This window comes from Burkholderia sp. 9120 (assembly GCF_000745015.1).
Lineage (GTDB): Bacteria > Pseudomonadota > Gammaproteobacteria > Burkholderiales > Burkholderiaceae > Paraburkholderia.
In genome coordinates this window covers 3,640,981-3,655,970 of the sequence record NZ_JQNA01000002.1, presented here as the reverse complement: position 1 = coordinate 3,655,970, position 14,990 = coordinate 3,640,981, and the positions used below count along the sequence as shown (strand labels likewise).

Sequence of the window (14,990 nt, the reverse complement as noted above, 5' to 3'; positions counted from 1 at the left end):
CTCTCCCACCCATGCCTGCTCATGATCGGCCGGCTCACCGCGCGGGAGCCATCGCCTCCTTCGCGTCGTTCGATTGTGCGTCTGTCGAGGTGGCCGCGACTGCCGTGCCGGCCTCCCAGCCGCCGCCCAATGCCTTCACCAGCGCCACCGACAGCGTCATCTGCTGGCCGTGAATCTGCACGTCCTGGCGCTCGCTCGTGAGCAGCGACTGCTGCGCGGTGATCACGTCGAGATACGCGACGAGGCCGCCCGAATAGCGGTCGTTGGCGAGCGACAGCAGATGCTGCGCGTCGGTCACCGCTTCGTGCGACTGCTTCGCCGCGCCGTCCAGCACCGACAGCCCGGTGATACCGTCCTGCACCTGCTGGAATGCGGTCAGCACGGTTTGCCGGTAGTTGGCCTCGTTGGCCCTGTAGCCTTCGCTCGCGAACTTCACGTTCGCCGCGCGGCGGCCGCCGTCGAACAGCACCTGGCCGACCGTCGCGCCGAGCGTCCACATCAGCGTTGGCGCGCTCAGCAGGCTGGCGAACTGCGTGGCTTCCCAGCCGATGCCCGGCGTCAGCGTCAGGCTCGGGAAAAACGCCGCCTTGGCCACGCCGATCTGCGCATTCGCCGCGGCCATCGCCCGTTCGGCGGAGGCGATATCCGGGCGGCGCTGCAACACGTCGCTCGGCACGCCGAGCGGAATTGCCGGCACCTGCGTGTCGAGCACCTTGGGCGCGATGGCGAACTGCGGCGCGGGTACGCCGACCAGCGCGGCGATCGCATGTTCGAATTGCGCGCGCTGATTCAGCAGTAGTTGCGCCTGCACCTTGGTCGAGTCGAGCAGCGACTTCTGCTGCAGCACGTCGAGCCCCGACACCGAGCCCAACTCATGCTCGGAGCTCACGTAATCGAGCGCCTTCTGCTGCAGTTTCACCGACTGGTTCAGCACGTCGATCTCGGCGTCGAGTTCGCGCAGCGAGAAATAGTCGGTGGCGAGGTCGGTGGTCAGCACCAGCCGCGCGTTGGCGAGGTCGTCGGCCGATTGCTGCGCCGACGCCGTCGCGCCTTCCACCTGACGACGTATCCGGCCGAATAGATCGGTGTCGTAGTTGATCGTGGGGCCGAGCTGCACGTTGTTCTGCACCGTCGACTCGGTCGGCGTCGCGTAATTGGTCAGCGGACGGTCCTTCGAAATACGGAAGCGCGAGCCGGTTGCGCCAAGGTCGACCTCGGGAATCTGCTGCGCGCGCGTATTCGCGAGCGTCGCCGTGGCCTGCGCATAGTGGGCGCTAGCGGCCACCAGCGTCTGGTTCTGCGCGAGCGCCTGAGTTTCCAGCGCGGCCAGCGCCGGATCGCCGAAACCGCTCCACCAGTCCAGCGCGATCGGCGCGTGCGACGGCTCGGCCACCCGCCAGTACGAATCGGTCTGCCATGTAGGCGGCACCTCGGCTTGCGGGCGCTGATAGTCCGGACCGACCGTGCACGCCGCGAGCAACGCCGCGCCCGCGAGTGTCGTGATCGCCCGGCAGGGGCCTGCGACCTTCAAGACGCCCCCTTGCCGTTTTTCTGCGGCTGGGTGATCTGCACGTGATCGCCGTCCGCGATCGAATCGCTCGGGTTGATGATCACCTTGTCGCTCGCCTCGATCCCGCTTTCGATTTCGAGCGTCTGCCCGAGATCCTGCGCAATCACGATCTTGCGCAACTGCACCTTGCCGTCCCCGTCGACCACCGCGAGCCGCGGACCTTCCGCGCGGAACAGCAGCGCGTTGCCCGGCACCATCAGTTGCGCGTGGGCCACGGCCGGCACCGCAACCTGGACATACGCGCCGGGGCGCAGCTTGTCGTCGGGGTTCGGCAGCGTCACTTCGATCTGCAGCGAACGCGTCGGCACGTCGATCGCGCCGGACATGTGCGTGATCGTGCCGTGGAATTGCTGACCCGGCAGTTCCGCCTGGGTCACCACCACCTTCTGGCCAACCGAGACGTTTTGCGCGTAAGCCTGCGGCAATTGCACATAAACGCGCAGCGGATCCGACTGCGCCAGCGCGAACAGCGCGCGGCTCGTGCCGCTGCCCGCGTCGATCAGGTCGCCGACGTCGACATTGCGTTGCGTGACCACGCCCGCGAACGGCGCGACGATGCGCTTGAACGATTCCAGTTGCTGCAGACGTTTGACGTTGGCATCGGCGGCGGCAAGGTTGGCGACGCCCTGCGTGTACGTGCTCTGCCGCTCGTCGAGTTCCTGTTGCGACACCGCGTCGCGCTGACGCAATTGCTGCCAGCGGTCCAGCGAGCTCTTCGCGAGGCCGAGACTCGAGCTGGTCTGTTGACGCTGCGCCAACGCCTGCGCCAATTCCTGATCGATTTCCGGCGTGTCCAGATCGGCCAGCAGTTGCCCCTGCTTCACCCGCGCGCCGATATCGGCGTACCAGTGCAGCAGATAACCCGTCGAGCGCGCATAGATCGGCGACTCCACGTTACCGCGCAAGGTGCCCGGCAACAGCGTGTCACCGCCGCCCGCGGTCTGCGTCGGGCTCACCACGTTCACGTATTGGGTGGCGTTCTGTTTGGTCGTCTCCGCCACCGAACGGCTCTGCAGCACGTCTGCGACCACGGTGCGCAACGCGCCCACGGCGAGCAGCGCCAGCACGATCCAGATGGCGATTTTGGCGCGCTTCCATTCGCGATGGCGCGGCGGCAATGCGTGCCCGCCTTCGGTCTCTCGCGCGGGGATCGCTAGCGATGCATGGGTTTTTTCGGTCATTTCAGTCAGCCATCATTTAACTTTACGCGGGCTTGGCAGCGCCGCCGTGGTCCGGCGCGGGGCCGTCGTTGCCATTACCGTTACCGCCGTCGTGGCCATCGTCGTGGCGGCCCGAGTGGTCCGCATCGTCGTCTTTACCGTGGCGCCGCGCGAGCCGGGTATGAATACCCGCAAACACCAGCGGCACGAAAAACAGCGTGGACACCGTGGCGAACAGCAGGCCGCCGATCACCGCGCGGCCGAGCGGCGCGTTCTGCTCGGCGCCTTCGCCGAGACCGAGCGCCATCGGAATCATGCCGATGATCATGGCGAAAGCGGTCATCAGCACCGGCCGGATCCGGCTCGCACCGGCTTCGAGCGCGGCGGTCAGCGGCGGTGCGCCGGCCGAGAGCCGCTGGCGCGCGAACGACACCATCAGAATACTGTTGGCGGTCGCCACGCCCATCGTCATGATCGCGCCGGTCAGCGCCGGTACGCTCAGATGCGTGCCGGTCAGAAACAGCATCCACACAATGCCCGCGAGCGCCGCCGGCAACGCGCTGACGATGATCAGCGGATCGACCCACGACTGGAAGTTCACCACGATCAACAGGTACACCAGCACGATCGCCATCGCCACGCCAATACCTAGCCCGAAGAACGAACTGCGCATGGTCTGCACCTGGCCGCGCACGACGATCTGACTGCCGCGCGGCAGCGACGCGCGCGCGTCATTCACCAGCTTGTCGACCTGGCTCGCCACGCTGCCCAGGTCGCGGTTTTCCACGCTCACGTACAGATCGATCACCGGTTTGATGTTGTAGTGCGTGACTTCCGCGAACTGACTCTGCGGCGACACACGCACCAGGTTGCCGAGCAGTTGCGTCGGCCCGTTGGCCGAGCCCGACACGGGCGTGCGCAGCAATTCGTCGATCGACGACACCTGGTACTGCGGCGTCTGCACCGCGACGCTGTATTCGACCCCGTTGCGGTTGTTGAACCAGAAACCCGGCGACGTTTGCGAGCTGCCCGACAACGAAATCAGCACGTTTTGCGCCACGTTGCTCGCGCTCAGATTGAGCTGCTGCAAACGGGTGCGATCCATCTGAAGATTGATGGCCGGCTCATCCAGTTTCTGCTGGATGTGCGTATCCACTGTGCCGGGAATCATCCGCACCTGCTTCAGCAGTTTGCGCGCAATGTCGAAGTTGCCCTGCTGATCCGCACCGGAAATCTGCACGTCCACTGCCGCCGGCAAACCGAAGTTCAGAATCTGCGTGACGATGTCGGCCGGCTGGAAGAAAAACTCCACGCCTGGAAAACGCTGCGGCAGAATCGTGCGCAACTTGTCCATGTAGGTTTGCGTCGGCTTGTGGTCTTCGTTCAGCGCGACCTGGATCTCGCCGTCGAGCGTGCCGATCGTGCCGGCATTGCTGTACGAGAGATTGATACCGCTATACGGCAAGCCGAGGTTGTCGAGAATCGTGCCCAGTTCCTTCGCGGGAACGACCTCGCGAATCGCCTTCTCGACCTCGTCCGCGAGACGCGCGGTTTCCTCGATCCGGGTGCCGGTCGGCGCACGCATATGCAGGCGGATATCGCCCGCGTCGACACTCGGAAAGAAGTCTTCGCCGAGCACGAAAACCAGCCCCATCGAGACAATGCAGAAGCCGAGAAACAGGCTGCCGAAGCGCCCGCGCCGCACCAGCACACTGCTCAGAATCATGATGTAGCCGGCCCGCATGCGCTCGAAACCCTGATCGAAGCGGTGATAGATGCGCATGAACGGATTCGGTTTCGCGCCGGCTTTCGGCTTGTGCGCGTGGCCCATCAGCAGCATCGCCATGGTCGGCACCAGCGTGCGCGACAGAATGTACGAGGCGAGCATCGCGAACACCACCGCTTCGGCGAGCGGCACGAACAGATAGCGCGCCACACCGGTCAGGAAGAACATCGGCACGAACACGATACAGATACACAGCGTGGACACCAGCGCCGGAATCGCGATTTCGCCCGCGCCGTCGAGAATCGCGTCGTGCAGATTCGTGCCCATATGCAGATGCCGTTCGATATTCTCGATCGTCACCGTTGCATCGTCGACCAGAATCCCGACAGCGAGCGCGAGCCCGCCGAGCGTCATGATGTTGATGGTCTGCCCGAGCGCATGCAAGGCAATCAGCGAAGACAGAATCGACAACGGAATCGAGATCGCGATGATGCAGGTACTGCGCCAGTTGCCGAGGAACAGCAGAATCATCGCGGCGGTCAGCGCGGCGGCCACCAGCGCCTCACGCACCACGCCCTGCACGGCCGCCTTCACGAACACCGACTGATCGAACAGCGCCGTCACGTTCAGGTCGGGCGGCAACGACGCGCGCGCGTTCGGCAGCAGATCGCGCAACGTATTGACGATCGACAGCGTCGACGCACTGCCGTTCTTGAGTACCGAGATCAACACGCCGCGGTGGCCGTCCTGACGCACCACGTTGGTCTGCGGCGAGAAGCCGTCGCGCACGTGCGCGACCTCGCGTAGATAAGTCGTCGCGCCGTTGAGCGTGCGCACCGGAATGTCGTTGAGCCCTTCCACCGTGGCGGGCGAGCCGTTCATGTTGATCGTGTATTCCTTCGGCCCGATCTTGGCCGTACCGGTCGGCAGAATCAGGTTCTGCGCGTTGAACGCGCTGACCACGTCCGAGGGCGTCAGGCCTTTCGCCAGCAACGCGCGCGTGTCGAGGTCGACCGAGATCAGACGCGACTTGCCGCCGTACGGATACGGCACGGCCGCGCCGGGAATCGTCACGAGTTGCGGACGCAGGAAGTTCAGCGCGGTGTCGTTGAGCGCCTGCTCCGAGAGCTTCGGGCTCGACAGGCCGAGCTGGATCACCGGAATGCTCGAGGCCGAATAGCTGATCACGAGCGGCGGCGTCGCGCCCGGCGGCATCTGCTTGAGCTGCGCCTGCTCCACCGCAACGGTCTGTGCGATCGCGGTCTGGATGTTCGCCGTGGGTTGCAGAAAGATTTTCAGAATCGCAATGCCCGCCAGCGACTGCGACTCGATGTGCTCGATGTCGTTGACGGTGGTGGTCAGGCTGCGCTCGTTGACCGAGGTGATACGGTTGGCCATATCTTCGGCCGACAAACCGGTGTAATTCCAGATGATGCTGACCACCGGAATATTGATTTCCGGCAACACGTCGACCGGCGTGGTCAACAGCACGAACGGCGTCGCCAGCAAGATCAGAATGGCCATCACGATGAACGTGTATGGCCGTTTAAGCGCAACGTTGACGATCCACATGAAACGCGCCCGAGAGAATGCTGGTAAGGGATGGTTGAATCCAGCGCATATGCTAGATCGCTAGCACCAACACCTGCATGGCGTGAAAATGGCGGAACTGTCAGGAAGGTTAATGTAAGGCGAAATGCGTTTGAAACACCGCCGCAATTGGCGATGAGCAAACGTTTGTTGAATGAAGATAGGCGCTGTTGGCGATACTTGAAATCGCCCGCCTCGCGCGGAAACCACGAGACAGGCGCTCAGAACAAATTATGACAAGCAAATACTTAACTTGTCCTTCAAAACGGGTTCAGTCTCAACGCCGAACCGCATTACATCCGTAAAAAAACTACTTCGCGAACAACGACGACATATCGGCAAACGCCTTGAATTCCAGCGCATTGCCCGACGGATCGAGAAAGAACATGGTCGCCTGCTCGCCGACTTCGCCCTTGAAACGCACATGCGGTTCGATGATGAAATCGATACCGGCCTGTTGCAGTTTGTCGGCGGCAGCCTGCCATTGCGGCATGGACAGCACGGCGCCGAAGTGACGGACCGGCACGGCGTCGCCGTCCACCTTACTGGTTTGGCGGTGGCCAATTTCGTCCGGCGCGAGGTGCGCGACGATCTGATGACCGTAGAAATTGAAATCGACCCATGCCTCCGAACTGCGGCCTTCCGGACAACCCAGCAGGTCGCCGTAAAACTCGCGCGCGGCGGCGAGACTATGAACAGGAAACGCCAGATGGAACGGCGGCAAACTGGTTTCGGCAACGCTCATGATGGGAAAGGCTCGTGGTGGGTATGAGGGATTGAAATGCGTCGGGTTGACATTGCGGTGGGCTGAGATAAGCGCACCACGGCGCACAACGCCACACCGTTGAAGCCAATTTTAACCATGACCAAAATTGCTTCAAAACGATATATACTTGACCTGACCAACACTAAATTCGATCAATCGATCATGCTGAGCGAACTCAAGACCTTTATCGCCGTCAGTCAGTACGGCACGTTTTCCGGCGCGGGCGCGCGTATCGGCCTGACGCAATCCGCCGTGAGCGCGCAGATGCAGCGGCTCGAGGAACAACTCGGCTTCGCGCTGTTCGACCGCACCGGGCGCTCCGCCACGCTGAACGACGCGGGCCGCGAAACGCTGGCGCTCGCCGAAGAAATGATGACGCTGTACGCCCGGCTCTCGGAACGCGGCGCGGTCGCGGCGGAAAGCGGCATGCTGCGGGTGGGCGCGATCGCGTCCGCGCAGGTGTCGTTTCTGGCCGACGCGCTGGCGCGCTTTCGCGACGACCGCCCCGGCTGGCGAATTCGCGTCGTGCCGGGCGTATCGCTGGGCTTGCTGGGTCAGGTGGATTCCGGCGAGCTCGACCTGGCGGTGATCATCCGGCCGCCGTTCGCGCTGCCGTCCGAACTCGAATGGCGCACGCTCGCCAGCGAGCCGTTCGTGCTGCTCGCGCCGAAAGCGCTCGCGCGCAACCAGCCCGCCTGGCGCGAATTGCTCAGGAGCGCGCCGTTTATCCGCTACGACCGCGCGTCGTTCGGCGGGCGGCTGGTCGACCGGTTTCTGCGGCGCTCGCGGCTGAATGTGCAGGACGTGATCGAGCTCGACGAGTTGCAGGGAATCGTGCAACTCGTCGCGCGCGGCATCGGCGTGGCGTTGATTCCGAACACGGTCGGGCTCGGCAAGTGGCCCGCCAATGTCGTCGCACTCGAACTCGGCGACGCGACTTTTCATCGTGAAATCGGCCTCGTGCAGCGTCCGCGGCACAGCCGGCAAGCGGTGGCGGCGGCGCTCGCCGACTGCATCGGCACGGCAGCCGGCGCGTGAGCGATCATGCCGACGCCAACGGCCACCTGCGATTGTGCTGTCGCCGTCCGTACCAACTGTATCTGTGAGCCTGGCGCGTGAGCACTCAGAATCGTTGCTCGCGCATCGAGTCGCCTTTTCTTCCCGTGTTCGTGTCGAGCGGCACGGTTTGCCCGCCATTGAGGTTTTCAACCCATGATCACCAGCAGCTTCGTCACCGCCGATGTCCTGATCGCCTACGGCGCGTACTTCGTCGGCACCGCGAGCCCCGGGCCGAGCAACCTGGCGATCATGTCGCTGGCCATGAGCGCGGGCCGCCGCGCCGCGCTCACGTTCGCGCTCGGCGTGGTATCGGGTTCATTCTTCTGGGCGCTGCTGGCGTCGCTGGGGTTGTCGGCGGTGCTGGCCTCTTACTCGGAGTGTCTGGTCGCAATCAAGATTGCCGGCGGACTCTATCTGCTGTGGCTCGGTTTCAAGTCCGCGCGTTCCGCCTTCAGCGCTAGCGCGTTGCCGACCAGCGCGACCCGCCAGAACGAGGCACCGCAGCGTCTCTATCTGCGTGGCCTGCTGCTGCATCTCACCAATCCGAAGGCGATTCTGGTCTGGCTGTCGATCGTGTCGCTGGCCATGTCGCCGGCCAGCGGCGCCTCGCGTACCTTGCCGGTGGTGCTGGGGTGCATGTGCATCGGCGTTTCGGTGTTCAGCAGCTACGCGGTGCTGTTCTCGACCGCGTCGGCGCGCCGTATCTATCTGGCGGTCCGGCGCTGGCTCGACGGCTCGCTCGCGATCATGTTCGGGATCGCCGGGTTCAAGATGCTGACATCGAAAAGCTAGCCGCGCGCGGTGCATGACGCGCGGCGCCGCTCTGCGATACTGTCGCCACGACAGGCAGAGCGGATCCACGAACACAATGAGCGGTAGCGACCATTCAAACCCGGGCGCGCAACGTCCGTCATCGCAGAAGCGGTTTTATCTGGCGGGCGCCGCGGTGCTGATCGCCAGTCTGATCGCCGCGGTGATTCTCTACGCGACGGCCGCGCCGCCCGACAGCGCCGTCTCCCAGTACGGCATGGCCGATCCGCGCTATCAGATCGAATTGCAGCGTATCGGCGGCACGGCGGAAGTGCTGATGGCGCAGCTTCACGACTGGTTCGACGGACTGTGGCACGGCGCCGCGCTCGCTTATACGGTGGCCGTGCTGGGCGTGGCCGTTGCCGGTGCGTGCTTCTTTATCGGCCACTTCTTCTTCGACGACGAAGCGCCGCGCTAAACAGAACCAGCGGCTAGGTGGCTTCCTTGACGTGCAGGTCCGGCTTCTCCACGCCGGCCGAGCGCAGCGCCTCATGCAAGGTGCTGAAAATGCAGCTCGTGTCGATCACCGGCGTGATCCCATGCCGGTCCATGTCCGCGCGCAGATAGCGGTTCACGCGGGCGAAGATCACTTCGATGCCGCTCGCCTTCAACGCCTCGCACAACTCCCCCACCGAACGCGCCGCCGAATAGTCGAGGTCGGTAATCGCACTCGCGTCGACGACGAACCAGCGCACCTTGCTCGGCGCGTGATCAATCAAACGGCGCGAATCGTCGACGAAAAAGTGATCGTTCGCGTAGAACAGGTCGGCGCCGAAGCGATAGACGATCAACCCCGGCGCGGTCTGCATGCCGGGCGCGGCAGGCACCGGCACCCAGACGCCGTCGTCGCCGGGCGCGAGAATCATCGTGTGAGGACGGTAACTGTGGCGCACGTGGCGCAGCAGCGAGAGCGCCACGGCCACCAGAATGCCGTGCTCGACACCGATCAGCACGACCGCCAGCGCGGTAAACACGGCCAGCGTGAATTCGCCCGGACTTTCGCGGCGAATCGAAAACAGCGCCTGCACATTGATCAGCCCGACGGCGATCGTGAAGACGATGCTGGCGAGAATGCAATGCGGCAGATACTGCAAAAAGCGGCTGAAAAACAGCAGCACGACCACCACCACCGCCGCGAACACGACCTGCGCGAACTGGCTGCGCGTGCCCGCGCGATCGCCCATGGCCGTTTGTGTCGGGCTGCCGTTGACCACGAAGGCGCCGGTGAACGCCGCCGCCGCGTTGGCCGCGGCGATGCCCAGCAGGTCGGCGTTGGTATCCACGGGTTCGTGATAACGCTCCGCGAACACACGGCTCGCGGCGGCGCTCTGCGCGACGATCATCACGAAACAGGAGGCTGCGACCGGCAACAGATCGAGCATCTGCTGCCACGTCACGGAAGGCATGCGCAGCGGCGGCAGTCCGCCCGCCACCGGCCCGAGCACGGAGATGCCGTGCGCCGCGAAGCCGTAGATATCGCTGGCGGCGATGCCCGCCACGACGGCGAACAGCGGCACCGGCGCACGCGGCAAAAAGCGTTTGCACGCGAGAATGGCGACGACCACCAGCAGCGAAATACCTGGCGTCGGCAGATGGATCTGCGCCGCTTCGCGCACCACCAGCGCCACTTGCGCAACGCTGCTCGCCGCATGGCCGGGCACACCGAACATGTCGCCGAGCATGGCAATGCCGACCTGCACGCCGACGCCCGCGAGAAAACCGACCAGCACGGTGCGCGACAGGAAGTCGGCCAGAAAACCCAGTTTGAAAATACGCGCGACGAGCAGCAACCCGGCGGTCAGCAACGCGACCATCGCGGCGAGCGACGCGTATTCGACGCTCGACGGCGGCGCCATGGTAGAGAGCCGGCTTGCGAAGATGGTGGCGGTCGCGGAATCGGCGGCGACCACGAGGTGCCGGGAGGCACCGAAAAACGCAAAGGCGAGCAACGGCAGGAAAACGGTGTAAAGCCCTGCCACGGCCGGCATGCCGGCGATACGCGCGTAGCCCAGGACTTGCGGAATATCCATCGACGCGAGTTGCACGCCGGCTAGCGCATCACGCACGGCGCTGCCGCGCGTCAACGGAAGGACGCCCTTCAACACGCTCATGCGCGCCGTCATACCCGCCAGAAAATCTCGCATACGCGATGCTGCCCCATTCTTGATGGTAATCGCGCATCGTGCCGCTATTCGGCACACAAAGGCAAGTCCCGGGCTATCCGGTTTCTGGATTTAACGCTTGAAGTGGCCCGTGGCTGGATCGACATGACGCGCGAAATGGAACAGCACGACGATGCAAAGCGGACAGGCAATGAAGAATGCGGTCAACATCTCGGACCCCGTAACAATTTGTTACCGGCGAGTTTAAGCGAAGCAAAAACAAACCGCAGGAGGGGAAACAGCAAAACACTGTTGCAGGTGGTTGCGGCGTCGTTACGGCGACGGCACACTTTTCGAGTACCTTTGATACGCCAAAACGTCCGATACTTCAGACACAGATACCATTTTTGCCTGAAATATCGGACGCTATCTCCAAGAAACAGCGCTATCACGATGTCCAAGACATTGAAAAAATAGATATTTGTCCGATACTTTTGACATATTTAATCTATTTGACTAATCTATCGGACATGTCCCGCACCCTTCAGCGCCCCTTTCCGTCCGTCGAGAAGCAGATACGCGCGCTCGGCGAACGCCTGAAACTGGCCCGCCTGCGCCGCGAACTGCCCGCTACGCTGTTCGCCGAACGGCTCGGCATTTCGCGCGATACGCTGCACCGTCTCGAGAAAGGCGATTCTGGCATCGCGCTCGGCACCTATATGCGAGCGCTGCGGGTCCTGGGACTCGACAAGGACATGGACGTCGTCGCCCGCGACGACGCACTCGGCCGGAAGCTGCAGGACCTCAAGCTGGCGGGTCAACGCAAGCCGCGTGCGAACGCGCCGGGCGTCGCTCGCACCAAGGCCGCGCGGCCGGCCGGCAAACCCGCCCGGAAAACCGATGGCCAGCAATAAACCTCGCGACACCTTCAAGGTGTTCCTCGACGACGTCACGGTCGGCAGCCTGCAGCAGGTCGGCACGCTGTATCGCCAGACCACGCGGTCCGACTTGCCCGCTTCGTTTGCCTATGAGCAGAACTGGGTGGACGGACGCCACGCCTTCATGCTCGACCCGCGCCTCGAGTTGTGGACCGACGAGCAATACCCGCCCGCGAAAGCCGTGGCGTTCGGCATCTTCATGGACTCGGCGCCGGACCGCTGGGGCCGCGTGTTGATGGAGCGTCGCGAAGCCGCCGCCGCGGATCGGGAAGACCGGCCCATGCGTCAATTGCAGGAAATCGATTTCCTGCTCGGCGTTCACGACCTGACGAGAGTCGGCGCGCTGCGGTTTCAGAACACCGCCGGCGATTTTCTCGACAACAGCGCCGAGGCCGCGCCGCCGGTCACCGATCTCGCGACCCTCGCCTATATCAGCCTTCGCATCGAAGAGGCCGACATCGAAAAAATGCCGGAATACGAACAATGGCTGGCCATGCTGATCGCGCCCGGCACGTCGCTGGGCGGCGCGCGTCCCAAAGCCAATTTCACCAGCCTCGGCAATGACCTGTGGATCGCCAAATTCCCGGCGAAAGAGGACCGCTATGACATTGGCGCGTGGGAATACCTCGTTCATCGGCTGGCAAGCAAAGCGGGTATCTGGGTGCCCGCGTCCGAGCTCAAATACGTGGGCGCGCGTTACGGCACCTTCTGCGTCGAACGATTCGACCGGCACGACAGCCGCCGGCGTATGGTTGCGTCGGCCATGACCTTGCTTGAACGGCAGGACGGCGATTCGGACGCAAGCTATCTGGACCTCGCCGAATATCTGGCGAACAACGGCGCGCAAGGCCATATCGACAGCGATCTCGCGCAGCTCTTCAAACGCGTCGTCTTCAACGTCGTGGTGGGCAATCGCGACGATCATCTGCGCAATCACGGCTTTATTCGTGAAGCGTCGGGCTGGCGTCTGTCGCCCGCCTTCGACATGAATCCGAACCCGAGCAAGCGCGAACATGCGTTGACGCTGGACTCGATGAGCGCCCTGCCCGATCTCGACGCCGTGATCGACACAGCCGGGTTCTATCGCGTCGACGCGGCCCAGGCGCGGCAGATCGTCGGCGAGGTGCGGGATGCCGTCGCAACATGGCGGGACGAGGCCGCCGCGCTCAATCTGTCGCGGCCCGAAATCCAGCGGATGGAAAGTGTCTTTCAGGTCTGATACGACGTCGGCGCAGCCATTTCCCAACGAAAACCGGCGAAAACCGGCGCATTGGCGAGCGCGTTCCGGTAGGGACCGCCTAACCCTTTATAATCCGGCATGATCCGAATTTCGCTCGATACCCTCTCCCAACCGGCCGCACACGGCCGCCGCGCCGCCTTCCGCTCCAAGGCCGCCGCATGAAAACACCGAAACGTCTGCTGCCGCTGGTCGAAGAAGGCCTGATCGACGAAGTCATCTCGCAGTTGATGAGCGGCAAGGAAGCCACCGTCTACGTGGTGCGCAGCGGCGACTCCATCCGCTGCGCGAAGGTCTATAAAGACGCCAAACAGCGCAGTTTCCGCCAGGCCGCGTCGTATCGCGAAGGCCGCAAGGTCAAGAACAGCCGCGAACAGCGCGCCATGGAAAAAGGCAGCCGCTACGGCCGCGAGGTGCAGGAACAGGCATGGCAGAACGCCGAAGTCGACGCGCTGTTCCAGCTCGCCAACGCGGGCGTGCGCGTGCCGCAGCCGTTTATCTGCACCGACGGCGTATTGCTGATGGAATTGGTCACCGACGCCGACGGCAACGTTGCGCCGCGTCTGAACGACGTGGACATGAGCGAAGCACGCGCAATCGAACTGCACGCCGTGCTGGTTCGGGAAGTGGTGCGCATGCTGTGCGCCGGCATGATTCACGGCGACCTGTCCGAATACAACATCCTGCTGGCCGCCGACGGCCCGGTCATCATCGACCTGCCGCAAGCGGTGAACGCCGCCGGCAATCTCGAAGCACCCGCCATGCTGGAACGCGACGTGAATAACCTCGCCACGTATTTCGGGCAGTTCGCACCGGCCTTGCTCGAGGCCAGTTACGGCAAGGAAATCTGGGCGCTTTACGAAGCGGGTGCGTTACATGTGGAGAGTGAATTGACCGGCCGCGTCGAACTCGACACCACGCCGATCGATCTGGAAGCGGTGCTGCAGGAACTCGAAGACACGCGGCTCGACGAAGAAGCGCGTCAGCGTCACGAACAGTCGTTGCGCAGCGGCACCTGAGCCACACCCGGCGCCGGCCCCACCGACTTGCGCATCGTTACGCTCACCGGAAACTCGCGGAACACTTCCCACGTAGTCCGGTAGCACTCGTTGAGCAACCACCGTACCGCGTTCTGCGTCAACTCCGCGGTCGGAATATGCACTGACGTCAGCCCGGGCGACGCATAAGCGGCCGAGTAATCGTCGTCGTACCCAATCACCGACACTTCCTCCGGCACCGCAACCCCGGCCTCGTGCAGGTACGCGAGCGCGCTCACCGCCATGGTGTCGTTCGCGCAGAACAGCCCCGTGAAGCGCCGCGTCGTGTCGAGCAGCTTGCGCGTGGCGGCGTAACCGCCCTCCGGCGAGAAGTCCGATTCGATCAGCGTGACATCGTCTTGCGCGATGCCTTCACGCGCCAGTTCGGCGAAGAAACCCCCGAGCCGGATCTGGTTGTCCGACGCGCTGAACGGCCCCGAAATCACCGCGATATCGCGGTGCCCGTGATCGAGCAGCGTGCGTGCCGCCAACTCGCCGCCGCGCCGGTGATCCGCGCAAAACGACGCCTCCGGCAACTGATCGAACGCGCGATTCAGAAACACCATTTTCGGATGCATCTTGTGCAGCATGATCAGGTCTTCGTCGTGCAGATCGTGACTGATCACCACCACGCCGTCGCAATCGCGGCCGATCAGAAAGCGCACCGCTTCCATGGCCTGCTCGCGCGGCGACACTTCCCCGCAGCCGGTCGCCACCACCACGTGACGGCGCACCGCGCGTAGTTCGGTATCGGTCTGTTTGAGAATCGTGCCGTAGTACGAGCCGAAGAAAGTCGGCACGAAAATGCCGACCATGCCGAGCGACTGCGTGGCCATGGCGCGCCCGATCGACGACGGGCGGAAGTTCAGTGTTTCGATGGCCGCATTCACGCGGGCGGCCGCATCGGCCGAGATCGGCCCTTTGCCGGAAATGGCGCGCGACGCGGTCGACATGCCCACGCCGGCGAGTGCCGCGACATCTTTGAGTGTAGCCAC

General features: G+C 63.7%; 12 protein-coding genes. 6 read left to right on the top strand and 6 right to left on the bottom strand.

The window, feature by feature from the left end; all coding sequences use genetic code 11:
• Nucleotides 1-34: 34 nt before the first annotated feature.
• The 4 genes from FA94_RS24620 to FA94_RS24605 form a co-directional block, all read right to left on the bottom strand.
• Nucleotides 35-1,531 (bottom strand): efflux transporter outer membrane subunit, encoded by a 1,497-nt coding sequence (locus FA94_RS24620; RefSeq protein WP_035556136.1) that lies wholly within the window; start codon nucleotides 1,529-1,531, stop codon nucleotides 35-37.
• Nucleotides 1,528-2,751, bottom strand: coding sequence for an efflux RND transporter periplasmic adaptor subunit (locus FA94_RS24615; RefSeq protein ID WP_035556134.1), 1,224 nt, complete (start codon nucleotides 2,749-2,751; stop codon nucleotides 1,528-1,530). Before FA94_RS24615 ends, FA94_RS24620 begins: the two co-directional genes overlap by 4 nt.
• 22 nt (nucleotides 2,752-2,773) lie before the next feature.
• Nucleotides 2,774-6,028 (bottom strand): efflux RND transporter permease subunit, encoded by a 3,255-nt coding sequence (locus FA94_RS24610; RefSeq protein WP_035556132.1) that lies wholly within the window; start codon nucleotides 6,026-6,028, stop codon nucleotides 2,774-2,776.
• Between the two features lie 328 nt (nucleotides 6,029-6,356).
• The gene (locus FA94_RS24605; RefSeq protein ID WP_035556130.1) at nucleotides 6,357-6,791 is read right to left on the bottom strand and encodes a VOC family protein; all 435 of its coding nucleotides are present in this window, start codon (nucleotides 6,789-6,791) and stop codon (nucleotides 6,357-6,359) included.
• Nucleotides 6,792-6,974: 183 nt separating this feature from the next.
• On the opposite strand from FA94_RS24605, the gene FA94_RS24600 reads away from it, so the two are divergent.
• From FA94_RS24600 to FA94_RS24590, 3 genes are all read left to right on the top strand, one after another.
• Nucleotides 6,975-7,850 (top strand): LysR family transcriptional regulator, encoded by an 876-nt coding sequence (locus FA94_RS24600; protein WP_035562933.1) that lies wholly within the window; start codon nucleotides 6,975-6,977, stop codon nucleotides 7,848-7,850.
• A gap of 174 nt (nucleotides 7,851-8,024) precedes the next feature.
• Nucleotides 8,025-8,663, top strand: coding sequence for a LysE family translocator (locus tag FA94_RS24595; RefSeq protein ID WP_035556129.1), 639 nt, complete (start codon nucleotides 8,025-8,027; stop codon nucleotides 8,661-8,663).
• 76 nt (nucleotides 8,664-8,739) lie between these two features.
• Complete coding sequence (locus FA94_RS24590) at nucleotides 8,740-9,099, top strand: hypothetical protein (protein WP_035556128.1); 360 nt, start codon at nucleotides 8,740-8,742, stop codon at nucleotides 9,097-9,099.
• 13 nt (nucleotides 9,100-9,112) lie between these two features.
• On the opposite strand, the gene FA94_RS24585 is transcribed toward FA94_RS24590, so the two are convergent.
• Complete coding sequence (locus tag FA94_RS24585; RefSeq protein WP_035556126.1) at nucleotides 9,113-10,825, bottom strand: SulP family inorganic anion transporter; 1,713 nt, start codon at nucleotides 10,823-10,825, stop codon at nucleotides 9,113-9,115.
• Nucleotides 10,826-11,313: 488 nt separating this feature from the next.
• Between FA94_RS24585 and FA94_RS24580 the strand changes: the two genes are divergently transcribed.
• The 3 genes from FA94_RS24580 to FA94_RS24570 all read left to right on the top strand — a co-directional run bounded on the left by FA94_RS24580 (nucleotide 11,314) and on the right by FA94_RS24570 (nucleotide 13,977).
• A complete protein-coding gene (locus FA94_RS24580) occupies nucleotides 11,314-11,697 on the top strand; it encodes a helix-turn-helix domain-containing protein (RefSeq protein WP_063771797.1) in 384 nt (127 codons plus the stop codon).
• Nucleotides 11,684-12,940: a type II toxin-antitoxin system HipA family toxin gene (locus FA94_RS24575; RefSeq protein ID WP_035556124.1), complete on the top strand. Its 1,257-nt coding sequence runs from the start codon at nucleotides 11,684-11,686 to the stop codon at nucleotides 12,938-12,940. The genes FA94_RS24580 and FA94_RS24575 overlap by 14 nt, the downstream gene beginning before the upstream one ends.
• Before the next feature lie 179 nt (nucleotides 12,941-13,119).
• Complete coding sequence (locus FA94_RS24570; protein WP_035556123.1) at nucleotides 13,120-13,977, top strand: PA4780 family RIO1-like protein kinase; 858 nt, start codon at nucleotides 13,120-13,122, stop codon at nucleotides 13,975-13,977.
• Here FA94_RS24570 and FA94_RS24565 read toward each other — a convergent pair.
• Nucleotides 13,947-14,990, bottom strand: a complete 1,044-nt coding sequence (locus FA94_RS24565) for a LacI family DNA-binding transcriptional regulator (protein ID WP_035562928.1) — start codon at nucleotides 14,988-14,990, stop codon at nucleotides 13,947-13,949. The two genes, FA94_RS24570 and FA94_RS24565, sit on opposite strands and share 31 nt — an antisense overlap.

Excerpts from the sequence above, each read along its gene's own strand:
- FA94_RS24585 (WP_035556126.1), bottom strand. The coding sequence starts at position 10,825 with ATGCGAGATTTTCTGGCGGGTATGACGGCGCGCATGAGCGTGTTGAAG.
- FA94_RS24600 (WP_035562933.1), top strand. The coding sequence starts at position 6,975 with ATGCTGAGCGAACTCAAGACCTTTATCGCCGTCAGTCAGTACGGCACG.
- FA94_RS24605 (WP_035556130.1), bottom strand. The coding sequence starts at position 6,791 with ATGAGCGTTGCCGAAACCAGTTTGCCGCCGTTCCATCTGGCGTTTCCT.
- FA94_RS24590 (WP_035556128.1), top strand. The coding sequence starts at position 8,740 with ATGAGCGGTAGCGACCATTCAAACCCGGGCGCGCAACGTCCGTCATCG.
- FA94_RS24615 (WP_035556134.1), bottom strand. The coding sequence starts at position 2,751 with ATGACCGAAAAAACCCATGCATCGCTAGCGATCCCCGCGCGAGAGACC.
- FA94_RS24610 (WP_035556132.1), bottom strand. The coding sequence starts at position 6,028 with ATGTGGATCGTCAACGTTGCGCTTAAACGGCCATACACGTTCATCGTG.
- FA94_RS24580 (WP_063771797.1), top strand. The coding sequence starts at position 11,314 with ATGTCCCGCACCCTTCAGCGCCCCTTTCCGTCCGTCGAGAAGCAGATA.
- FA94_RS24575 (WP_035556124.1), top strand. The coding sequence starts at position 11,684 with ATGGCCAGCAATAAACCTCGCGACACCTTCAAGGTGTTCCTCGACGAC.
- FA94_RS24570 (WP_035556123.1), top strand. The coding sequence starts at position 13,120 with ATGAAAACACCGAAACGTCTGCTGCCGCTGGTCGAAGAAGGCCTGATC.
- FA94_RS24595 (WP_035556129.1), top strand. The coding sequence starts at position 8,025 with ATGATCACCAGCAGCTTCGTCACCGCCGATGTCCTGATCGCCTACGGC.